The following is a 20,408-nucleotide window of genomic DNA, read 5'->3' as shown; positions in this document are numbered from 1 at the left end:
CCATGCGCCTCGTCACCACGGTTCTCGCGGGAGGCCTCCTGCTGACCCTCACCGGCTGCGGCGTGGCCGCGGAAACGGCAGGCCAGGTGAGCAACGCGGCTTCGACGGCCGCGGTCTGCGCGGACGCGGTCCGCATCGCCACGGCCAACCTGGACCTGACCAACCCCCAGGCGGCGGCCGACAAGGCCCACGCGTCGGCGGACGAGCTGACCGGCCTGGCGGCCAAGGCCGCGAACACGACGGCGGCCGACGCGATCAACGGCCTGGCCAAGACGATGCGCGAAACCACGGTCGACGACCTGGTGCAGCGGCCGGCGGACTGGGTCCAGAAGAAGGCCGACCAGGTGGCCGCGCTGACCAAGGCCTGCGCCGGCTGAGGCCCTCGTGGGTGGTAAGGCGCGTTCCAACGCGCCTTACCACCCACGACCAGCCGCGGCAGACCACCCACCGCAACCGGCCCGCCCCGATCCCCCACTCCAGGAGCCTCCATGAGCGTGTCCCCCGCCCCCACCGCCGCCGGGGAGCTGACCGGGGTGGCCGGGTGGGCCGTCGGGCTCATGGAATCGCTCGGTGGTCCGGGCGCCGCACTGGTCGTCGGGCTGGACAACCTCTTCCCGCCGCTGCCCAGTGAACTCGTCCTCCCGCTCGCCGGGTTCGCCGCCGGGCGGGGCGCGTTCTCGCTCGCGGGTGCCCTCTTCTGGACCACCCTCGGCTCCGTGGCCGGTGCCGTGGTCGTCTACCTGGTCGGGCTGCGGCTCGGGCACGACCGCATGCGCCGGCTCGTGGGGCGGATCCCGCTCGTCAAGACCGACGACTTCGACAAGACCGCCGCGTGGTTCGCCCGGCACGGCGGCAAAGCGGTCTTCTTCGGCCGGATGGTCCCCCTCTTCCGCAGCTTCATCTCCGTGCCCGCCGGCGTGGAACGCATGCCGTTCGGGCGGTTCCTGCTCTACACCACCGCCGGCAGTCTCATCTGGAACACCGTGTTCGTCGTCGCCGGCTACCTGCTCGGCGAAAACTGGCCGGTCGTCGAACGGTATGCGTCGATCTTCCAGTACGTCGTGTTCGCCCTGATCGCCGTGGCCGTCGGCCTGTTCGTGGTCCGCCGGGTCCGGGAGCGCAAGCACGTCTAAGGTTCGGGCATGACCGCACCCGTGTCCGCCCTGCGGGAACGCGTGTACGCGACGCTGGTGGGCCTCTCGACCGTGGTCCTCCTGCTCAGCTACGCCGCCGAGACGTCCGCGGGCGAAGCCGTCACCGACATCGGGGCCGCGATGGGCGCGCTCTGCCTGGCCGGCGGGTTCGCCGACGTCAGCGCGCACCGCATCACGCACGGCCGCTTCCCGTGCGGCGACGACCTCCGCCACATCGTCGCCGCGGCCGGCCACGTCCTGGAGACCGCGCTGCTGCCCGTCCTCAGCGTCGGCGCCGCCGCGCTCGGCTGGCTGCCGCTGAAGACCGCGTTGTGGCTCGCCGCCCTGTCGCTGGTGCTCACCATCGCCGCGCTGGCGCTGCTCGCGACGCGGCGGACCGCCGTCCGGTGGCCGGTCAAGCTGCTGCTCTTCGTCGTCGAGCTGGCGATCGCCCTCGCCGTCGTCGGCGTGAAGCTGCTCGCCCACTAGAGCCGGGCGGGCAGCCCCGCCGCCGTCACCAGCCGCGGGTCGTGGAACTTGACCGCCCGGGAGAACCGGCCGCCGGTGATCGTGAACACCCACAGCCCTTCGGCCCGCCCGTGCTGGTAGCTGCCCGCGGCGGGCTGGCCGTTCGCGCGGGTGGGCAGCAGCCGCACGGGGCCGCCCCGCGCGGCGAACGCGCGTTCCATGAACGGCAGGCACACGCCCACGCCACGGAACCACACCGGGTGCGGCACGGCTTCGAGGCTGAAGTCGTCCTGGATGACGGCCCGCAGCGCCGCGGTGTCCTCGGCCTCGAACGCGGCGATGTAGCGGTCGAGCAGCGCGTGCTCGGCCGGCTCCGGCAGCCGGGCGTCCGGGTCCAGCTCGTCGAGCCGGACGCGCGCCCGCTGCAGGAGGCTCTTCACCGCGGGCACGCTGATGCCGAGGACGTCCGCGATCTCGGCGGCCGACCACGAAAGCACTTCGCGCAGCAGGAAAGCCGCGCGCTGCCGGGGCGGCAGGTGCTGCAGCGCGGCGACCAGCGCGAGCCGGACGGACTCGCGCCGCACGACGACCTCGCCCGGGTCGCCGAGCACGGCGTCGGGCAGCGGGCCCAGCCACGCGACGGAGTCGTCGGCGAAGACCCGCGCCCCGGGATCGTCCGACGGCGCCCCGAGCCCGGACGGCAGCACCCGACGGCTCCGGTGGTTCAGCTCGGTGAGGCAGGTGTTGGTCGCGATCCGGTAGAGCCACGTCTTGAGCGACGACCGGCCCTCGAAGGCGTCCACGCCCCGTGCGGCCTTGAGGTAGGTCTCCTGGACGACGTCTTCGGCGTCCTGATAGGACCCGGTCATCCGGTAGCAGTGCGCGACCAGCGCCGGGCGCAGCGAGCCGAACTCGTCCCGCAGCAGCTCCTCGGAAGACACCACACGCTCCTCGTTCGTCATGGACATCGTCGATCATCCCGCCCGAGTGCGGCGAGCAGGCGGACGCCGGGCGGGTGACCCGGCGGCAGGGTGACGGGCTCGGCGAACAGGCCCCGGCGGGTACCGCCGTCGAGCACCGACGGCAGTTCGGCGAGCAACCGGGCGGCGAGGTCGTCGGGCAGCGGCCGGGCCCGGTTCGCGTCCCAGCCGTGGACGGCGGCTTCGAGCGCGCCCACGACGATCAGCCGGTGACACGGCAGCGGCAGCCCGTCGACGGCGACCGCGCGCCGGCCCCGGAGCTCGGTCACGGCGGCCGCGAGCGCGGCCGCGGCCCGGCCGAGGTCGCCCCGCAGGCTCCGGGCGGTGACCGGCCCGGCCCGCGGCGACGGAACAGGCGGGACGGCACCGGAAGCGAGCGACGTGGCAACGCAGCGGAGGGACCGCGTGAGGTGGTCGAGCGCGTCGGCGACGGTCCAGCCGTCGCAGGCCGAAGGGCGGCCGAGATCGGCGAGCCCGACCCCGGCCGCCGCCGCGACGGCGTGGTCGAGCGCGGCGGCGAGCAGCACCTCAACGGCCGGCACCCGGCACCGCCATCCCCGCCGCGCGGCGCAACTCCTCGAGCCCCTCGCGCATCGCCGCCAAGCCCGCCCGGTAGAACCTCGGGCCGAAGGACACCCTGGCGACCCCCAGCGACGCCAGGGTGTCCAGATCCAGCTCCGCGCTCGTGTTCCCGTTGACCGGCCCGCCCACGCCGGCGACCACCTTCCCGAGCTCGGCCGCGCTCGCCATCCCGATCGGGTACACGCAGTCCGCGCCCGCCGCGCGGTAGAGCCGGCCACGCCGGATCGTCTCGTCCGTCCGCTCCTCCTCCGAAAGCCCGCCGGCGGGCAGGAAGGTGTCGATCCGCGCGTTGACGACCAACGCTTCGCCCGCGGCCGCGCGGACTCCGGCCAGGCGCTCCGCCTGAGCCTCCGCGGGCACCAGTCCCCCGGCCCGGTGGTCGGTGTCCTCCAGGTTGCACCCCGCCGCCCCGGCGGCGAGCAGCTCGGCCACGAGCTGGTCCGGCTCCAGGCCGTAGCCGGCTTCGGCGTCCACCGTCACCGGGACCGGCACCGCACGGGCGATCCGCGCCGCCGCGGCGAACATCGCCCGCCACGGCGCCCGCTCGCCGTCCTCGTGCCCCAGCGCGCCGGCCACCGCGGCACTCGACGTCGCCACCACCGGGAACCCGGCCTCGACGACCAGGGAGGCACTCTCCTCGTCCCACGCGTTCGGCAGCACCAGCAGCTTCCCGTGGTGCAGTTCGCGCAGCAGATCGGCCTTCGACATCACATTGCTCCTTCGGACCGCCGGGGAATCAGGGAACCGGCCAGCGCGCCCACCCCGGCGAGGACGGCACTGACCACCGCGGCGGCGCCGAACCCGGCCGAGAACTCCGCGCTCGACCCGTAGCCGCCGGCCAGGGAGAACCCGGTGACCAGGACCGCGACGCCGAACGCCCCGCCGAGCTGCCGCATCGCGCTGAAGGCGCCGGACGCCTTGCCGAGGAACCGCGGCGCGACCGACGTCAGCACCGCGCTCTGCGCCGCCGGCAGGCACATCGCGATCCCCGTCCCGGACAGCACGAGCGGCACGGCGATCACCCAGTAGCCGATCCCGGGCCCGGCCACGAGCGCGAGCCAGAGCATGGCCAGGCCGTGCAGCCCCAGCCCGGCCACGATGAACGGCCGTTCGCCGAAGCGGCCGACCAGCCGGCCCGCCAGCTGGGGGACGAACGTCGTCGTCAGTCCCCACGGTGCCAGCCCGAGCCCGGCCGCCAAAGGCCCGTACCCGAGGCCCTCCTGCAGGAACTGCGCCATGAAGAACACCGCGCCCAGCGCCGACGCCCAGTGGCAGAAGATGACGGCGTTGCCGGCGGCGAACCGCCGGGAGCGGAACAGGTGCAGCGGCAGCATCGGGTGGGCCGCCCGCCCCTGCCACACCACGAACGCGCCGAGCGCCACCAGGCCCGCCCCGAGCGGCGCCAGCGTCGCCACATCGGCCCAGCCCGCCGCACCGGCCTGGGCCAGGCCCCACACCACGCCGAACGAGCCGGCGCCGGCCAGCAGCAGGCCCGGGACGTCGAGGGCCGGGTCCGGGCCGTGGCTCTCCTCGATCCGGGTCAGCGCGAAGTACGCCAGCGCCGCCCCGATCGGGACGTTGATCCAGAAGATCCACGGCCACGAGACGCCCTCCACGACCGCGCCGCCGAGCAGCGGCCCGAGCGGCACCGCGATCCCGCTGACGCCCGCGAAGACCCCGAGGGCCTTGGCGCGGAGTTCCGGCGGGTACGCGGCCCCGAGCAGGGCGAGCGCGAGCGGCATGACGAACGCGGCGCCGGCCCCCTGCAGCACCCGGCCGGCGATCAGCACCGTGACGTCGGGGGCGACCGCGCAGACCAGCGACGCCGCCGCGAACAGCGTCACCCCGGCCGCGAAGACCCGGCGCCGTCCCCAGCGGTCACCGGCGGCCGCCGCCGTCAGGAGCAGGACGGCGAAGCTCAGGCCGTAGGCGTTGACCGTCCATTCGAGCTCGGTGACCGACGCGCCGAGGTCGCTCCTGATCGCCGTCAGCGCGGTCGCCACGACCAGCGCGTCGAGGACGACCATCAGCGACGCGACCGCCGTGATGGCCGGCACCCATTTCCGCCGGGCCCGTCCCGCGGCCACCGGTGGGGGTGAAGTCCTGGTGTGCACTCGCGTCTCCTCGCCTCCGGGCACCGGCGTCGCGGTGCTTCCGGAGACTTGGACCCCGCGCGGGCCCGGAAGGAATCGGTGCCCCGCTCAGCCGGTCGCCCGGCCGAACCGCGCCGCCAGCGCCCGGATGTGGTCGACGAGCTCCGGCGGCTCGTGGACCTCGAAGTCGAACCCCTTGCCGGCGACGTAGATCGCCAGCTCGTCGAGCGAGTCCGAGCCGGCGCGCAGGGTGCAGCGGTGCTCGTCGATCGGCTCCAGCGCCGCGGTGGTGGGGCTGATGCGCTCGGCCGCGGTCTCCGCGCTGACGTGCAGGGTGAACCGGCCCTGGTAGCGGTAGGCCGCCGTCGAGATCGCCCGGGAGGTGTAGCCGCCGATGTCGGGGTCGGGCGGGGTGCGCGGGGTGAACCGGGGGCCGGTGGGCGTGCGGGGGTCGAGGCGGTCGACGCGGTAGGTGCGCCAGTCCGCCCGGTCGACGTCCCAGCCGACGAGGTACCAGCGGCGTCCGGTGTGCACCAGCCGGTGCGGTTCGGTGGTGCGGACGGTTTCGGTGCCGTCGTGGGCGCGGTAGCCGAAGCGCAGCCGCACCGAGTCGCGGACGGCGGCGGCGATCGCGGTGAGCGTGTCCGGGTCGGCGGTGGGGCCGGTGTTGGCCAGCGGCACCGTCGCCGAGCGCAGGGCGTTGATCCGGTGCCGCAGCCGCGAGGGCAGCACCTGTTCGAGCTTGGCCAGCGCGCGCACCGACGTCTCCTCGATGCCGGTGATCGAGCCGCCGGCCGCGGTGCGCAGGCCCATCGCGACGGCGACGGCCTCGTCGTCGTCGAGCAGCAGCGGCGGCAGGTCCGCCCCGGCGCCCAGCCGGTAGCCGGCGGTGCCCGCGGTGGCGAGCACGGGATAGCCGAGCGCGCGCAGCCGTTCGATGTCGCGGCGCACGGTCCGCGGGGTGATGTCGAGGCGTTCGGCCAGTTCCGCGCCGGACCAGTCACGCCGGGTCTGCAGCAGCGAGAGCAGGCGCAGCAGCCGGGCCGAGGTTTCCCACATGGGTTCCATTCTGCTCGTCGCCTAGGACCGAACCTGACCTAACCGGCTCCTAGGGTTGGAGACATGCAGAACAACAGCGGAATCCGGCCCTTCACCATCGACGTCCCGCAGGCCGACCTGGACGACCTGCGCGACCGCCTCGCCCGCACCCGCTGGGCGGCGGACCTGCCCGGCGCCGGCTGGAGCCGCGGCGTGCCGGTGAGCTACCTCAAGGAGCTGGCCGCGTACTGGCGCGACGGCTACGACTGGCGCGCCCACGAGCGGCAGCTGAACGGGTACCCCCAGTTCGTCACCGAGATCGACGGGCAGGACATCCACTTCCTGCACGTCCGCTCGCACCGCCCGGACGCCCTGCCGCTGCTGCTGATCCACGGCTGGCCCGGCTCGGTGGTGGAGTTCCTGACCGTGATCGGCCCGCTGAGCGAGACGTTCCACCTGGTGATCCCCTCGATCCCCGGCACGGCCTTCTCCGGACCGACCCGCGAGGCGGGCTGGGACACCGGCCGGATCACCCGCGCGTTCGCCGAGCTGATGGACCGGCTCGGCTACGACCGCTACGGCGTCCAGGGCGGCGACACGGGCGCGGTGGTCGGCCCGGGCCTGGGCAGGCTCAACCCGGACAAGGTCGTCGGCGTCCACGCGAACGGGCTCTACGCGTTCGGCGCCCCGGACGGCGAGCTGACCGAAGCCGAGAAGGAACGGCTGCAGCACTTCGAGTACCTGCGGACCGAGGGGGCCGGGTACGTGGCGCTGCAGACGACCCGGCCGCAGACACTGGCGCACGGCCTGCACGATTCCCCGGTGGCGCAGCTGGCGTGGATCGTGGAGAAGTTCAAGGAGTGGACCGACCCGGCGGCCGAGCTGCCGGAGGACGCGGTGGACCGCGACCTGCTGCTCACCAACGTGATGCTCTACTGGCTGACCGGCACCGGCGGGTCATCGGCCAACTGCTACTACGAAACCGCACACGCCGGAGCGTGGGGCGCGAGCTCGCGGTCCCCGGTGCCGACGGGGGTGGCGGTGTTCCCGCTGGACGTGTCGATCCGCAGTGCCCTGGAGCGCGAGCACACGATCGTCCACTGGTCGGAGTTCCCCCGCGGCGGCCACTTCGCGGCGATGGAGGCGCCTGATCTGCTGGTGGCCGACGTCCGGGAGTTCTTCGGCAGGCTCGCGGCGGGCTGAGGCCGGCGACGTGCAGCGTCGCAGTCGCCGCTGTCATGAACGACTCGTTCAGGACGTCTGATGTCATGAACGACTCGTTCATGACACTCGGTCGGCGGCCCGCACCGCTTTCCCCCGCACCAGGTGAAGCCGAAACACCCGAACCGCGGCATCGTGACCTCGCCGCCGCTGGTCTTCGGAGGTTTGCATGGTGCGTGCCACTCTCACCGACGTCCCCGCTGCCCGGTTCCGCAAGCCCCGGCGGGGCCGGCCCCGGGAACGGCGGGCGGGCCGCGCCTTCCGGGGCCTCGCCGACCGGTTCGGCAGCGGCGGTACCCCCATCCCGTTGCCTCCCGGTCACGAGACCGGCGGCGGCCCGCTCCCCCGCGCCCTCGTCGTGCTGCTGGGCGCCGCCGCCGCGGTGGTCGTGCTCGGTGGGGTGCGGGCCGTCGCCTGGTTCGCCGGGCCCGTCTTCCTCGCGCTCGTCGTCGTCATCACCCTCGATCCCGTGCGGTCCTGGTTGCGGCGCAAGGGATTGCCGCGGTGGCTGACCGTCGGCGTGCTCGTCGTCACCGTCTACGCCATCCTCGTCGGGTTCTTCCTCGTCTTCGTCGTCTCCGTCGCGCAGCTGTCCGCCCTGCTGCCCCGCTACACCGGCCGCGTCGACGAACTGCTCCGCGACGGCCTCACCGTCCTCGGCCGGTTCGGGGTCGGGGAGGCCGAACTGCGGGCCGTGCTCGCGTCGGTCGACACCGGGAAGCTCGTCGGGCTGGCCGGTTCGCTGCTCGCCGGTGTCGGCGGCCTCGTCACGAACCTGGCCTTCCTGTTCGCCCTCCTCCTTTTCCTCAGCGCGGAAACCGCCTGGGCCGGGCAGCGCCTCGGCCGGATCGGGCGGGACCGGCCGTGGATTTCCGCCGCGCTGCGCGGCTTTGCGACGGGCACCCGGCGGTACCTCGTCGTGACGACCGTGTTCGGCGGGCTCGTGGCCGCCCTCGACACCACCGCGCTCGCCCTGCTCGGCGTGCCGGGCGCCCTGCTGTGGGGCCTGCTCGCCTTTGTCACCAACTACATCCCGAACGTCGGCTTCGTCATCGGTGTCGCCCCGCCCGCGGTCATCGCGCTCCTGGACGGCGGGTGGCGGCACCTGCTCGCCGTGCTCGTGGTGTACGCCGCGCTGAACTTCGTGGTGCAGTCGCTCGTGCAGCCGCGGTTCGTGGCCGGCTCGGTCGGTCTGTCCACTTTGGTCACCGTGCTGGCGCTGGTGTTCTGGACCTGGCTGCTGGGCCCGCTCGGCGCTGTCCTCGCCGTGCCGGCGACCCTGCTGGCCAAGGCGCTGCTGGTGGACGTCGACCCGCGGGCCCGCTGGGCCGAGGCGCTGCTGTCGGCCCCGCGCCGGGAATGACCGCTCAGGTCAAGCCGTGCTGGCGGGCCACCACGACGGCCGAACGCCGGTTGTTCACACCCAGCTTGCCGTAGATCGCCCGCACGTGCGTCTTCACCGTGTTGACCGAAACCGTCAGGTCCGAGGCGATCTCGTCCAGGGACCGCTGGGACGGCAGGCGTTCCAGCACCACCTGCTCGCGGTCGGTCAGGCTGGTGGCCGAGGCGTGCGGGACGAGCCGGCCGCGGACCGCCTGGGCGAACCGGTCCAGCGCACCGAACCCGCCGGAGTGGTCGATCAGCAGGTGCCCGACCTGCGGCTCGGCCAGCGCGAACGGGCGCACCAGCCCGTTCGGCCGGGCGAGGGCGAGCGCGCGGTCCAACGCGTGCAGCGCCTTGGTCCGCCGGTGGGAGCGCAGCGCCAGCGCCGTCTCCGCCAGGCACCGGTCGACCGGCGTGGCCGGCAGCAACGTCGGCGCCGCGGCGGTGTCGCGCAGGACCGCTTCGGCGGCCGCCGGTTCGTCCGCGGCCAGGTGCGCGCGGACCCGCAGGAGGGCCAGCTCGCCGCCGGCGGGCAGCCGCTCGTGCATCCACGCGAGCACTTCCGCCGCGTGCACGCCCTCGGCGAGGGCGATGGCCGCGTGGTACTCGGCGACGCCGCACACCGCGACAAGCTCGGGCGGCAGCGCCAGGCCGGCCAGCCGGTGCCGGGCCGCGCGCATGGCCTGGGAGCCCGCCGTCCGGTCGCCGTCGTCGAAGCGCACCATGCCCTCGAAGAACCCGCGCAGCGCGGCCGGCAGCGGCGCGCCGCCGGGCACTTCGGCCGCGGCCGCCTGGGCCAGTTCGCGCGCGGCGGCGACCGGCTCGGCGCGCATGAGGTCGTCGTAGGCCAGCATCAGGTGGCACTCGGCCACGCCGGGAGACCGGCGCCAGCCGTGCCGTCGCGCGACGGCGAGCGCGCCCGTGCAGGCCCGCCGCATCGCCGGGTGGTCGCCGGCGACGGCGGTGGCCACGGCCAGTGCCAGCCTGCTGTGGAGCACGAGGTGGTCCAGCCGGTCCCCCTGGGCCAGCCGCAGCGCCTCCTGCCCCTGGGTGACGGCGTGCCGCCGGGCCCCGCGGCGCAGCGACCGCCACGCGCGGTCGAGGGTGACCCAGGCGTCGCACCCGGACGGCCGGGTCACCGGAAGGCCGTTGTCCGGCGGGGTTTTCCCGGTGACCAGCGCCAGGTGGCGGGCGGCGAGGGGCCACAGCTCGTGGTCGTGGTCCGCGGCGCCGAGGTCGGCGGCGGCTTCGGCGGGCAGGCCGCGCTGGACGTTCTCCAGCGCCGAGGCCAGCCGCAGCGGCGGGCTCGCGGCGACCGCCGCGGCGCCGAGGTAGGTGAGCGCGATCCGCACCGGTTCGCCGTCGCCGGCCAGCACCTGGCGCACGGCGTGCTCGCGCGCCAGCAGGAGGACGCGCTGCCGGTCGCGGCCGGCCACGGCGTGCCGGAGCGCCTCCCCGAACCGGCCTTCGCCGGCGTACCAGCGGGCGGCGATCCCGTGCAGCCGCAGCACCCGCCCCGGATCCTGCCGGGCCAGCTCGGCCCGCAGGAAGCCGCGCAGCAACGGCGGCAGCCGGTAGGTGTCGGCGGGGGTGCGCGTGACGAGCCCCATCGCGCGCTCGAGCTCGTCCAGGCGTTCCCCGGCGTCCGCGCGTCCCGACAGGCGGACCGCGAGCGTCGCGCTCACGGCGTCACAGACACCGAGGCACAGCAGCAGATCCGACGTCGCCGTGGGCAGCCGCGCCAGCACTTCGTCGGCGAAGAACCGCGCCACGGCGCGCTCGTCGCCGGTGACGGAGGCGACGAGCGCGTCCGCGTCGTCGGCGTCGCGCACCGAAACGGCCGCCCAGCCCAGTGCCGCGGCCCAGCCGCCGGTGCGTTCGGTGAGCTCCCGGACGCGGTCGTCGCTCACCACGCTTCCGGTGGCGCGCAGCAGGTTCGCCGTTTCCCGGGCGGTGAACCGGAGTTCGGCCGCCTCCACCCGGGACAGGACGTCTTCCACGTGCAGCCGGGCCAGCCGCAGCCGCGGCTCGACCCGGCTGACGAGCACCAGCCGCAGGGCGGCGGGCAGGTGGCGGGCCAGCGCCGCGAGGGCCGCCAGTGGTTCCGCGTGGGAAATCTCCTGCAGGTCGTCGAGCACCAGCCGCACCGGGCGGGCGGGCCCGGCGAGCACGTCGTCCAGATCGGCCAGGAAGGCCCGCCGCCGCCCGGCGGGCGGTGGGCCGAGCCGGTCCAGACCACGGTCGCCGGGCACCGCGGGACAGCGGCGCAGCGCGCGGAGGATCGCCGCCCACAACCGGGACTCGTCGTTGTCGTTCTCGTCGAGGGACACCCAGGCGACGTCGTGGCCGTCGCCGGCCCAGCCGGCCAGCGCGGTGGTCTTGCCTGCCCCGGCCGGCGCCCGGACCACGGTGACGGGCCGGGTGGTGGCGCGGTCCAGCACCGCCGCCAGCCGGGGCCGGGGGACGAAGCTGCCCGGCAGCCGCGGCACCGCGACCTTCGCCCCGGGGACCGGTCGGAACTCCAGCGTCGTTCGATCGGGCACGTGAACCTCTCGGCTGTCGGGAGAATGCGCCCCGGATCCGCGGTCGACGCCGGGCGGAGGCCACGACCTTACTGATCAGCCGCGTCCGGCCGGGACGCCGGGGTCACCAGATTTCGTAGGTGGCTTCGTCGCCGTGCACGATGACGGCCCAGATCACCAGGACGTCGAGGGCGATCACGATGACGCCCCAGAACGGGTACGCCGACAGGAAAGCCAGCTGCGCGAGCGCGTTGAACCCGGCGAGCGCGACGGTGACGACCCGCGCCCACGTCGATCCGGTGAACAGCGCGATGCCCGTCAGCACGACGAGGATGCCGACGATCAGGTGCACCCAGCCCCAGCCGGCCAGGGAGAAGACGAGCAGCCCGGACGGGCCGATCACGTAGTAGTCCCGGTCGAACAGCGCGACCGCGCCTTCGACCACGTTGAACAGTCCGGCCAGGACGGTGATCGCCCCGGCGAACCAGATCCAGCCGACCCGCCGCGACCGCGCGACGGCCCGGTCCGGTGGGAGCGGGGCCCGGGCTCCGGTCGCTCCGGCACGGGGCTGCATGGGTTCGGTCATGATCCTCTTCCTCGTTCCTCGCTCGTTTCTCGGGGTGGGCTGCGGACCCGGGCGATCATGGTCGGTCGCCGGTCCGCCGGGCCTCGCCCGCCCCAGGTGAGATCGGCCGGGGCGCTCGCGGGCTCACACGGCGTGGGCGATGCCGCCCGCCCGCACCGGGGAAACAGTGCGGCTCGACCACCGATCCACCGAACCGAGGAGGACGTCGTGTCCACGTTGACCGTGTGGCGGTTCCCGACCGTCGAAGGTGCCGAAAACGCACTGGATCTGCTGCGGCAGCTGCAGAAGCAGCAGCTGATCTCGATCGCCGATGCGGCATACGTTTCCTGGCCCGAAGGCCGGAAGAAGCCGAAGACCACGGACCTCGGCAACCTGACCGGCGCCGGCGCGCTGGGCGGGGGCTTCTGGGGTCTGCTGTTCGGCCTGATCTTCCTGGTGCCGTTGCTGGGCATGGCCGTCGGCGCGGCGATCGGCGCCCTGACCGGATCGCTCAGCCACGTCGGGATCGACACGGAGTTCGTCGCCACCGTCCGGTCCCAGGTCACGCCGGGGACGTCCGCGCTGTTCGTGATGTCGGAGGAGACCGTGCTGGACCGGGTCGTCGAGCCGTTCAAGGAAACGGGCGCCACGTTGCTGAGCACGAACCTGTCCGACGTGGAGGAAGCCCGGCTGCGGGAGGCCTTCGGCGAGGCACCGCAGCCCGAACCGCGGTGAGCGCGGGCAGGACCGCGGCGGCGCCCCCGAGCGCCGCCGCGGTCCCGTGGGAGGTACGCGCGCTCCCCCGAGAGCGCGGCCGGGCCGGCCCGCACGGGATGGCGGAGCGCGGCGCCGGGCCGGACCGGCGGGGAGATCCCGTGGCGCACCCGCCGGGGTGACGGCCGCGCGGCGTCCGCTTCGCCATCACCGCACCTCCACGGCCACACCCTGCGGCCCGCGCCGCCGCCGGTCGTCACCCGTGGTGGATGACTCCCCGCTTCACCCCCGGCGGGCGACGCCCCGGCCCGCGCCGCGGCCGACGATCCGTCCCATGACTCTCACCGAAAACGAGACCGCGGCACCCGACGAGCGGATCGCCCGGGCCCGCGCCGCGCGCGCCGCCGTCCCGCCGGACGGCCACGCCGAATTCCCCGGCCCGCTCCGGCGCGCCGATCCCCTGACGCTGCTGGCCCGCCAGGACCGCGACCGCGTCCCGGAACTGCGGCCGCTGCGCTACGGCCGGATGGCCACCTCGCCGCTGGCCTACTTCCGCGGTGCCGCGCTCCCCGCGGCGGCCGACCTCGCGCTGACCCCGCGGACCGGGTTCGGTGTCCAGGCGTGCGGCGACGCGCAGCTCGCCAACTTCGGGCTGTTCCCCGCGCAGGGCCGACGGCTGGTGTTCGACTTCGCCGACTTCGGCGAAACCCTGCCCGCGCCGTGGGAATGGGACGTCAAGCGGCTGGCCGCGAGCTTCGAGGTCACCGGCCGGGAGAACGGCCACGCGGCGGCCCCGCGCCGGCGCACCGTGCTCGCCGTGGTCGAGGCCTACCGCCTGGCGATGCACGACTTCGCGCGGCGCACGCCGCTCGACATCTTCTTCGCCCCGCCCGACGCCCGGACGCTGCGGGTGGTCGCGGCCCACCGGCTGGGGCCGCGGCGCGGCGACGACGCCCGGCGCCGCACCGAAATCCGCGACGGGCACCTGCGGCTGGCGGCGCGGCCGCCTTCGCTCGTCCCGGCGGGCCGCCTCGCCGGCGACGGCGACCCGGCGACGTTGACCGACCGGCTCGGCGCCGTGCTCGCCCGGTACCGGCGCACGCTCGGCCCCGCGCGGAAGGCGCTGCTGGACCGCTACCGGCTCGCCGACGCGGCCCGCGCGGTGACCGGGCCGGGTGACGCGGGCACACGGTCGTGGGTGGCGCTGCTCGTCCGCACGGGCACCGGTGACCCGCTCCTGCTGCAGCTGAAGGAAGCGCGGCCGTCGGTGCTGCAGGAGTACACCGGCGCGAGCGTGCCGGGCGGCCCCGGCCGGCGGGTGGTCACCGGCCAGCGGCTGATCCAGGCCACCGGCGACGTCTTCCTCGGCTGGGCCCGCACCACGGAGTTCGACGGCCGGACCGCCGACTTCCACGTCCGGCGGCTGCGCGACGACCAGCCCGCCGGCGACGTCACCGCGATGACCCCGGACGTCCTGCGTGCGCACGCGCGGCTGTGCGGGTGGACGCTGGCCCGAGCCCACGCGCGCACCGGGGACGCCCTGGCCATCGCCGCCTACCTCGGTTCCGGCCCGGCGTTCGCCGAGGCCGTGCGGGAGTTCGCCGTCTCGTGCGCCAACCAGAACGAACGCGACCACGCGGCCCTGCGGCAGGCGATCCGGGCCGGGCACGTCACGGCGGCCGCCGCGTCATGACGGCAGTTCCCGGACCCGGTGCACGGATTGCACGTGCATCCCGAGCGCTTCCAGGCGCCGCAGGATCCGCGGAAGGCTTCCGGGATGGGCAACGGTTCCGAAAACTATCGTATCCGGCGGCACCGGCACGACGAGCACACCACGGAAATCCTCGACACCTTCGGCGGCCCGTTCCGGAATGGCGCCACCGCCGCGGAAGACGTAATTCGCCGCGGCCACGCCCGCCCGGCTCACCGGGCGTCCCGGCGCCGCCGGGGACGGCCCGCGGAGAACCACGCGCGGGCGACGAGCGCCGCGTCGAGCAGCAGCACGACCGCCGACCAGCCGCGGGCCGGCAGGAAGACCAGCCGGGCGACCAGGTCCGCACCGGCGCGGACGCCGGTCCGCAGCTCGGGCACCGGGCTCAGCGCCGACAGCGCGACGGCCAGCCCGAGCAGCACCGAACCGGCCCCGACCCGGCCGGTCCGGACCACGTCGAAGACCACGACCTCGGCCGGTCCGAGCCAGCTGAACCGGGAAACGGCGAATCGTTCTTTCCCCGCAGAATCTCCACGATTTTTCACCCGGCCCACGATTGTGCCGGCCCCTGTTGTTCTCTTCGCCCGCAGCGGGTGAGCCGGGGCAATTGCGTGGCAGGATCCGCCGGGATTGTCTTGTGCACCGATCACGAAGGAGAACGGACATGCGGCAATGCCACGACGTCCCGGCCCGAAGACGGGTACCGAGGGCCAAGATCACCGTGCCCGGCCCGCCGGCGGACTTCGTCTCGCGGCCGCGGCTGCGTGCCGTCCTCGACGCGGCGGGCGAAGCGGCCCTGGTCTTCGTCGGGGCCCCGGCCGGGTTCGGCAAGACGCTGCTCCTGGCCGAGTGGGCGCGGCACCGCGACGGCGGCGCGGTCGCCTGGCTGTCGGCCGACACCGACGACAACGACGACCGGCTCTTCTGGAGCGCGGTCCTCGAAGCACTCGGCCGTTGCCGCCGGATCCCGGACGGCAACCCGCTGCGGCGGCTGGCGGTCCCCGACGCGCCGAGCACCGACCTCGCCTTCCTCGCCCAGGTCGCCGACGCGCTCGACACGCTGCCCGAACCCGTGGTGCTCGTCCTCGACAACGCGCAGGAAATCACCTCCGCCGGTCCGTGGCAGGGGTTGCGGGCGCTGGTCCGCCACCAGCCGGCGAGCCTGTGCCTGGCGGTCGCCAGCCGGCGGGAACCCCCGCTGCCGCTGGGCCGGGCCCGGCTCGCGGACCGGCTCGTCGAAGTCGGCGCCGCCCGGCTGCGGTTCACCGCCGAAGAGGCGGACGCCCTGCTGGCCACGGCGGGCTCGGCGATCCCGCGGGACCAGGTCGCCCACCTGGTCGCCCGGACCGGGGGCTGGCCGGCCGGGCTGCGGCTCGCCGCGGCGTCCGCGGCCCGGCACGGCAGCCTGCGGGACTTCTGCGCCGGCCGTGACAGCTCCGTGCTCGGCTACCTGACCGACGAGGTGCTCGCCGCCCTCACCCCGGCGCAGCGGGAACTGCTGCGGACGATCAGCATCTGCGACGAGGTCCCGGCCGGGCTGGCGCCGGAGCTGTCCGGCCGGGTGGACGCCGAGGCCATGCTGCGCGAACTCGGCGAGCCGGCCACCCAGGTTGTCGACTCCGGCGGCACCCCGCCGCGGCACGCGGTGCTGCCGGTGCTGCGCACCTACCTGCGCGCGGAGCTGCAGCGGCGGGCACCGGACCGGACGCGGACCCTGCACGCGAAGGCGGCCCGCTGGTTCGCCGAGCACGACCGGCCCGGGCCGGCGCTGCTGCACAGCGTCCGTTCGGGCCGGCCCGAACGGGTCCGCGAGCTGCTGCGCGAGCACGCCGTGACGCTGTTCCTCGCGGGTGAGCACCACGTCCTGCGGCTGGCGCTGTCCCTGCTGGCGGACCGCCGGATCGCCGTCGACCCGCCGGCCGCGCTGGTTTCGGCCGGGCTGTGCCTGGAGGCCGCCGAGACGTCGGCGGCCGCCCTGCAGCTGGCCCGTGCGGAGGCGGCGTGGCCGGAGCGGCCGACGGCGGAGCTGACCGTGCTGCGGCAGCTGACGTACTCCTGGCTCGACCGGCTCGACCACCCCCCGGCGGCCCGGCAGGCCGGGCAGGTCGACGAAGAGCTGGCCGCCGACGCCGGGCTGGGCAGCCTCGCGACCCTGCACCGGGCCGGCGTCCTCGTCGCCCGCGACGAGCGCGAGGCCGCCCGGGAAGCCCTGCTGCAGGTCCTCGGCACGGCCGAACGGGTCCACCAGGACTTCACGGTCGCCCAGTGCCTGACCCTGCTGGCCGAGCTGGCCTGCCACGACGGCGACTACCGGGCGATGGAGACGCTGGCCCGCCGGGCCGGCGCCCGGCTGCCGCACCAGGACCCGCCGCGGTCGCTCCAGGGCGCCCAGGCCGGGGCGTTGCTGGCGTACGGGGCCCTGCTCCGCGGCGAGCCGGCCGACTGCCTCAAGCACGCGAAGCGGGTCGGGCAGCTGCTCGGGGACGCGCCGGCCCGGGCGGCCAGGGAGCTGCGGCTGTTCGCCGAAACACTGCGGGGCGCCGCGGAGTTCGAGCTCGGCAGCTGGCACGCGGGACTGCGGCGGATGCGCCGCGCCCGCACCCGCCTCGGCACCGGACGCGCCTGCCCGGCCGGTCACGCGGCCTTGTGCGCGGTGCTGGAGCAGCGCGCCGCCCTGCGGCTGGGCGCGGCGGGCCAGGCGCGGGAGACGGTCCGCTGGGCCCTGCCGATCCTCGCCGGCTCGGGTGAGCTGCTGCTGATGCGCGCCCGCACCCAGCTGCGGCTCGGCCGCCACCACGCGGCGACCTCGGTGCTGCGGTCACTCTCGGACGACGAGACACCGATGGAGCCGGCGTGGGCGGCGATCGAGGTGTCCCTGCTCGGGGTGCAGGCCGCACTGGCGGCCGGCGCGGCCGAGCGCGCGGCCCGGCTGCTGGACGAGGCGTTGCGCGCCGCGGAACCGACCGGCGTCCGGTTCCCGTTCGTGTTCGCCCCGCCCGAGCTGATCGGCTTCCTGACCAGCAGGCTGGGCGGCCTGGGCGCGGGCGAGCGGTTCGCGGGCGAGATCCTGGCGGTGCGGCAACGGCTGCGCACCCCGCCGATGCCGGCACCGCTGACCGAACGCGAGCGCAGCGTCCTGCGCCTGCTGCCCACGCAACGGTCGATCGACGAGATAGCCCAGGACCTGACGGTCTCGCCGAACACGGTCAAGACCCACGTCCGCGGCATCTACGCGAAGCTCGACGTCCGCAGCAGGCGCGAGGCCGTGGCGACCGCGCAGGAACGCGGGCTGCTCGACGCCGAGGTCGCCGACTTCACGGTCTGAGCGGCGGTTCGCGGCCGGTTGCGGGTCGCGCGTGGTTGGCCGAGGCGCGCGGGTGTGGCGCAGTCGGCCAAGACGCTCGCGGGTGTCGCGTGGTCGGCCGAGGCCCTCGCGGATGGCGCGCGGTCGGCCGAGCCGCTCCCGGATGGCGCGCGGTCGGCCGAGCCGCTCCCGGATGGCACGCGGTCAGCCGAGCCGCTCCCGGATGGCACGCGGTCAGCCGAGCCGCTCCCGGATGGCACGCGGTCAGCCGAGCCGCTCCCGGATGGCGCGCGGTCAGCCGAGCCGCTCGCGGCGGAGGCGGCCGCCGGCCGTGAGTCCGGGGCGCCTTGCCGGCCGACCGCGCTCGCCCCACCCGGCGCGGGTGAGGCGGGCGCCTCCGGGATCCGGTCGAGTGGGCCGGGCACGTGCGAACGTGCCCGGCCCCCGATCCCGGACGAGGAGATGTCATGGCACTGGCGAGCGCGGAGTACCCCTTCCTGAACCTCATGTGGACCATGCTGGTGTTCTTCCTGTGGATCGCCTGGTTCTGGCTGCTGTTCGTGGCCTTCGGCGACCTGTTCCGCCGCACCGACGTCTCCGGCTGGGGCAAGGCGGGCTGGACGGTGCTGCTCATCCTCCTGCCGTTCCTCGGCATCCTGCTCTACCTGGTCACCCAGGGCCGGCACCTCGTCGAGCGGCACCGGGCGCGGGAAGCCGCGTCCGGCACCACCGGCGCCGCGCAGATCGCCGAAGCGCGGCGGCTGCTGGAGGAGGGCGTCATCGACGACGCGGAATACCAGGCGCTCAAGCGGAAAGCTCTCGCACGGTGACCCGGCGCTTCGTCCACCTCGCGGTGCTCCGGCCGCTGCTCACGGTCACCGCGCTGGTCTGCCTCTACTACCTGCTCCCGGTCGACCAACCCCTGCGACCGTGGACGGTCGTCCTCTTCGCCGCCGGGCTCGCCGTCGTGGTGCTGCTGGTCGTCGGCGAGGTCCGGATGATCCTGCGCTCGCCCTTCCCGGCCTGGCAGGGCGTCCAGGCGCTGGCCCTCATCCTCCCGCTGTTCCTGCTGTTGTTCGCCGACGGCTACTACGTGCTCGCCCAGGACGGCGCGGGCGCGTTCGGCACGACGCTCAGCCGGACCGACGCCCTGTACTTCACGGTCACCGTCTTCACCACCGTGGGCTTCGGCGACATCACCCCGATCGCCACCGGCGCCCGGGTGCTCGTCACCCTGCAGATGATCGCCGACCTGGTCGTCCTCGGCGTGGTCCTGCGGGTGATCGTCCAGGCGGTTCGGTCCACAAAGGACACCTCACTCGGACGGCAGCAGCAGGGCCGCGACCAGCCCGGCCAGCGCGGCGACGGCCAGTGTCGTGAGAGCCAGCGCGAAGGAGCGCCCGCCGAGGTGCGGCGTGCCGGCCAGGACGGACCCGGCCAGCGCCGTCCCCACCGACGAGCCGAGGTTCGACACACTGCGGGACACGCCCGAGATGTCGCCCTGCGCGGCATCCGGGAAGCGGGACTGCACCAGGTTCACCGAGGCCGTCAGCATGATCCCGACACCGGCGCCGAGCAGGAACAGGCCGGGCACCGCACTCGCCACGCCGGAATCGGCACGGACCAGCAGCAGCACGAGGACCAGGCCGGCGACGGTGAGGAGGAAGCCGGCCCGGACCAGCCCACGCTGCGAATGCCGGCGCGCCAGCCGCCCGGCGGCCGCCGAGGCGCCCAGGATGCCGATCGTCGCCGGGGTCAGCATCAGCCCGGTTTCGACGGCGTCGTAACCGCGGACCTGCTGCAGGAACACCGCCACCACGAAGAACGACCCCTGCAGGACGAGCCACTGCACGTGCTGGGTCAGCAGGCCGAGCCCGGTACCGCGGTCGCGGAAGAGCCCGGACGGCACGAGCGGCTCCCGGCCGCTCCGCTCCCTGGCCCGGACGTGCGCGAAGAACACGATCAGGAACGCGGCGCCGAGCCCGGCGAACAGCCACACCGGTGACGCCGGCCAGCCTTGGGTGCCCGCCTGCAGGACACCGAAGACGACGCAGAACAGCCCGGCCGCCGACAGCACCGCGCCGGTGACGTCGAACCGCCGTTCGCGTGGCGGGGACGGCGGTTCGACGATCCGCAGCGCCAGCAGGACGATCACGCCGACCAGGACCACCTGCAGGAGGAAGGACGCGCGCCAGCCGAGCCACGTCGTCACCAGGCCGCCGACGAGCGGCCCGGCGGCCGCGCCCAGCGCGCCCGCGCCGCTGACCACGCCGAACGCCCGCGCGCGGCCCGTGAGGTCGCGGCTGGTCACGGTGACCAGGATGTAGATCGGCGGGATCATCAGCGCCGAGCCGATTCCCTCGAGCAGCGAGTAGCCGACGATCAGCAGCCCCGGGCCGGGCGTGGCCGAGGCCAGCAGCGCGCCGGTGCCGTACACGGCCAGCCCGGCCAGGAAGCAGCGCTTGCGGCCCAGCAGGTCGCTCAGCTTGCTGCCGGGCACCATGAGCGACGCCATCGTCAGGGTGAACACCGTGATCGCCGTCTGCACGCCGATCACCGTGGTGCCGAGGTCGGCGGCGATGGCGCTGACGGCCACCGTCATGGTGGTGGCCGCGTAGCTCGCGACGAACTGGGCGAGGGCCAGTGGCAGCACGATCATCGGCGCGCCTTCCTGCTCGGGTGGCGCCCACCGTG

General features: G+C 74.9%; 19 protein-coding genes and 1 pseudogene. 10 read left to right on the top strand and 10 right to left on the bottom strand.

The features are described from left to right. Window positions 1-2 precede the first annotated feature (2 nt). The 3 genes from BLW76_RS19550 to BLW76_RS19540 all read left to right on the top strand — a co-directional run bounded on the left by BLW76_RS19550 (window position 3) and on the right by BLW76_RS19540 (window position 1,622). Complete coding sequence (locus BLW76_RS19550; RefSeq protein ID WP_244170216.1) at window positions 3-377, top strand: bacteriophage spanin2 family protein; 375 nt, start codon at window positions 3-5, stop codon at window positions 375-377. Between the two features lie 111 nt (window positions 378-488). After that, window positions 489-1,133: a DedA family protein gene (locus BLW76_RS19545; protein WP_091309421.1), complete on the top strand. Its 645-nt coding sequence runs from the start codon at window positions 489-491 to the stop codon at window positions 1,131-1,133. Window positions 1,134-1,142: 9 nt separating this feature from the next. After that, a complete protein-coding gene (locus tag BLW76_RS19540) occupies window positions 1,143-1,622 on the top strand; it encodes a hypothetical protein (RefSeq protein WP_091309419.1) in 480 nt (159 codons plus the stop codon). On the opposite strand, the gene BLW76_RS19535 is transcribed toward BLW76_RS19540, so the two are convergent. The 5 genes from BLW76_RS19535 to BLW76_RS19515 form a co-directional block, all read right to left on the bottom strand. Beyond that, window positions 1,619-2,563, bottom strand: coding sequence for an RNA polymerase subunit sigma-70 (locus tag BLW76_RS19535; RefSeq protein WP_167384991.1), 945 nt, complete (start codon window positions 2,561-2,563; stop codon window positions 1,619-1,621). The two genes, BLW76_RS19540 and BLW76_RS19535, sit on opposite strands and share 4 nt — an antisense overlap. Continuing rightward, on the bottom strand, window positions 2,560-3,123 hold the full coding sequence (locus BLW76_RS19530) for a maleylpyruvate isomerase family mycothiol-dependent enzyme (protein ID WP_091309417.1): 564 nt from the start codon (window positions 3,121-3,123) through the stop codon (window positions 2,560-2,562). Before BLW76_RS19530 ends, BLW76_RS19535 begins: the two co-directional genes overlap by 4 nt. Further along, on the bottom strand, window positions 3,110-3,871 hold the full coding sequence (locus tag BLW76_RS19525; protein ID WP_091309415.1) for an isocitrate lyase/PEP mutase family protein: 762 nt from the start codon (window positions 3,869-3,871) through the stop codon (window positions 3,110-3,112). The genes BLW76_RS19530 and BLW76_RS19525 overlap by 14 nt, the downstream gene beginning before the upstream one ends. Further along, window positions 3,871-5,277: a DHA2 family efflux MFS transporter permease subunit gene (locus tag BLW76_RS19520; RefSeq protein WP_244170214.1), complete on the bottom strand. Its 1,407-nt coding sequence runs from the start codon at window positions 5,275-5,277 to the stop codon at window positions 3,871-3,873. Before BLW76_RS19520 ends, BLW76_RS19525 begins: the two co-directional genes overlap by 1 nt. Before the next feature lie 87 nt (window positions 5,278-5,364). Continuing rightward, the gene (locus tag BLW76_RS19515; RefSeq protein WP_091309410.1) at window positions 5,365-6,315 is read right to left on the bottom strand and encodes a helix-turn-helix transcriptional regulator; all 951 of its coding nucleotides are present in this window, start codon (window positions 6,313-6,315) and stop codon (window positions 5,365-5,367) included. 63 nt (window positions 6,316-6,378) lie between these two features. Here BLW76_RS19515 and BLW76_RS19510 point away from each other — a divergent pair, with 63 nt between their 5' ends. Both BLW76_RS19510 and BLW76_RS19505 read left to right on the top strand, forming a co-directional pair. Beyond that, complete coding sequence (locus tag BLW76_RS19510; RefSeq protein WP_091309409.1) at window positions 6,379-7,497, top strand: epoxide hydrolase family protein; 1,119 nt, start codon at window positions 6,379-6,381, stop codon at window positions 7,495-7,497. A gap of 187 nt (window positions 7,498-7,684) precedes the next feature. Next, window positions 7,685-8,878: an AI-2E family transporter gene (locus tag BLW76_RS19505; protein ID WP_091309406.1), complete on the top strand. Its 1,194-nt coding sequence runs from the start codon at window positions 7,685-7,687 to the stop codon at window positions 8,876-8,878. A gap of 4 nt (window positions 8,879-8,882) precedes the next feature. Here the strand turns inward: BLW76_RS19505 and BLW76_RS19500 are convergent, their stop codons facing one another. Then, window positions 8,883-11,441, bottom strand: coding sequence for a winged helix-turn-helix domain-containing protein (locus tag BLW76_RS19500; protein WP_091309405.1), 2,559 nt, complete (start codon window positions 11,439-11,441; stop codon window positions 8,883-8,885). Window positions 11,442-11,544: 103 nt separating this feature from the next. Continuing rightward, window positions 11,545-12,006, bottom strand: a complete 462-nt coding sequence (locus tag BLW76_RS19495) for a DUF7144 family membrane protein (protein ID WP_091309402.1) — start codon at window positions 12,004-12,006, stop codon at window positions 11,545-11,547. A 207-nt stretch (window positions 12,007-12,213) separates the two neighbouring features. Between BLW76_RS19495 and BLW76_RS19490 the strand changes: the two genes are divergently transcribed. Then, complete coding sequence (locus BLW76_RS19490; protein WP_091309400.1) at window positions 12,214-12,720, top strand: DUF1269 domain-containing protein; 507 nt, start codon at window positions 12,214-12,216, stop codon at window positions 12,718-12,720. Window positions 12,721-13,033: 313 nt separating this feature from the next. Continuing rightward, complete coding sequence (locus tag BLW76_RS19485; protein ID WP_091309399.1) at window positions 13,034-14,392, top strand: DUF2252 domain-containing protein; 1,359 nt, start codon at window positions 13,034-13,036, stop codon at window positions 14,390-14,392. On the opposite strand, the gene BLW76_RS19480 is transcribed toward BLW76_RS19485, so the two are convergent. Then, window positions 14,387-14,626 (bottom strand): hypothetical protein, encoded by a 240-nt coding sequence (locus tag BLW76_RS19480; RefSeq protein ID WP_208613336.1) that lies wholly within the window; start codon window positions 14,624-14,626, stop codon window positions 14,387-14,389. The genes BLW76_RS19485 and BLW76_RS19480 overlap by 6 nt on opposite strands. Beyond that, window positions 14,623-14,877, bottom strand: a complete 255-nt coding sequence (locus tag BLW76_RS19475; RefSeq protein ID WP_091309396.1) for a hypothetical protein — start codon at window positions 14,875-14,877, stop codon at window positions 14,623-14,625. Before BLW76_RS19475 ends, BLW76_RS19480 begins: the two co-directional genes overlap by 4 nt. 197 nt (window positions 14,878-15,074) lie before the next feature. On the opposite strand from BLW76_RS19475, the gene BLW76_RS19470 reads away from it, so the two are divergent. The 3 genes and pseudogenes from BLW76_RS19470 to BLW76_RS49665 form a co-directional block, all read left to right on the top strand. After that, window positions 15,075-17,735 (top strand): LuxR C-terminal-related transcriptional regulator, encoded by a 2,661-nt coding sequence (locus BLW76_RS19470; protein ID WP_091309393.1) that lies wholly within the window; start codon window positions 15,075-15,077, stop codon window positions 17,733-17,735. A 446-nt stretch (window positions 17,736-18,181) separates the two neighbouring features. After that, the gene (locus BLW76_RS19460) at window positions 18,182-18,544 is read left to right on the top strand and encodes an SHOCT domain-containing protein (protein WP_091309389.1); all 363 of its coding nucleotides are present in this window, start codon (window positions 18,182-18,184) and stop codon (window positions 18,542-18,544) included. A gap of 167 nt (window positions 18,545-18,711) precedes the next feature. Further along, a pseudogene (locus BLW76_RS49665) lies at window positions 18,712-18,954 on the top strand (ion channel); the annotation flags it as partial. Between the two features lie 75 nt (window positions 18,955-19,029). Here the strand turns inward: BLW76_RS49665 and BLW76_RS19450 are convergent. Next, window positions 19,030-20,373 (bottom strand): MFS transporter, encoded by a 1,344-nt coding sequence (locus tag BLW76_RS19450; RefSeq protein ID WP_091309386.1) that lies wholly within the window; start codon window positions 20,371-20,373, stop codon window positions 19,030-19,032. Window positions 20,374-20,408: the final 35 nt, after the last annotated feature.

Origin of the sequence: Amycolatopsis tolypomycina, from assembly GCF_900105945.1 — a bacterium.
Lineage (GTDB): Bacteria > Actinomycetota > Actinomycetes > Mycobacteriales > Pseudonocardiaceae > Amycolatopsis > Amycolatopsis tolypomycina.
This window is presented reverse-complemented; position numbering and strand designations above follow the sequence as displayed.

What these genes read in the sequence shown, in the direction of transcription:
- BLW76_RS19550 (WP_244170216.1), top strand. Translation starts at nt 3, where the DNA reads ATGCGCCTCGTCACCACGGTTCTCGCGGGAGGCCTCCTGCTGACCCTC.
- BLW76_RS19545 (WP_091309421.1), top strand. Translation starts at nt 489, where the DNA reads ATGAGCGTGTCCCCCGCCCCCACCGCCGCCGGGGAGCTGACCGGGGTG.
- BLW76_RS19540 (WP_091309419.1), top strand. Translation starts at nt 1,143, where the DNA reads ATGACCGCACCCGTGTCCGCCCTGCGGGAACGCGTGTACGCGACGCTG.
- BLW76_RS19505 (WP_091309406.1), top strand. Translation starts at nt 7,685, where the DNA reads ATGGTGCGTGCCACTCTCACCGACGTCCCCGCTGCCCGGTTCCGCAAG.
- BLW76_RS19470 (WP_091309393.1), top strand. Translation starts at nt 15,075, where the DNA reads ATGCGGCAATGCCACGACGTCCCGGCCCGAAGACGGGTACCGAGGGCC.
- BLW76_RS19535 (WP_167384991.1), bottom strand. Translation starts at nt 2,563, where the DNA reads ATGACGAACGAGGAGCGTGTGGTGTCTTCCGAGGAGCTGCTGCGGGAC.
- BLW76_RS19495 (WP_091309402.1), bottom strand. Translation starts at nt 12,006, where the DNA reads ATGACCGAACCCATGCAGCCCCGTGCCGGAGCGACCGGAGCCCGGGCC.
- BLW76_RS19450 (WP_091309386.1), bottom strand. Translation starts at nt 20,373, where the DNA reads ATGATCGTGCTGCCACTGGCCCTCGCCCAGTTCGTCGCGAGCTACGCG.
- BLW76_RS19460 (WP_091309389.1), top strand. Translation starts at nt 18,182, where the DNA reads ATGGCACTGGCGAGCGCGGAGTACCCCTTCCTGAACCTCATGTGGACC.
- BLW76_RS19510 (WP_091309409.1), top strand. Translation starts at nt 6,379, where the DNA reads ATGCAGAACAACAGCGGAATCCGGCCCTTCACCATCGACGTCCCGCAG.
- BLW76_RS19525 (WP_091309415.1), bottom strand. Translation starts at nt 3,871, where the DNA reads ATGTCGAAGGCCGATCTGCTGCGCGAACTGCACCACGGGAAGCTGCTG.
- BLW76_RS19515 (WP_091309410.1), bottom strand. Translation starts at nt 6,315, where the DNA reads ATGTGGGAAACCTCGGCCCGGCTGCTGCGCCTGCTCTCGCTGCTGCAG.
- BLW76_RS19485 (WP_091309399.1), top strand. Translation starts at nt 13,034, where the DNA reads ATGACTCTCACCGAAAACGAGACCGCGGCACCCGACGAGCGGATCGCC.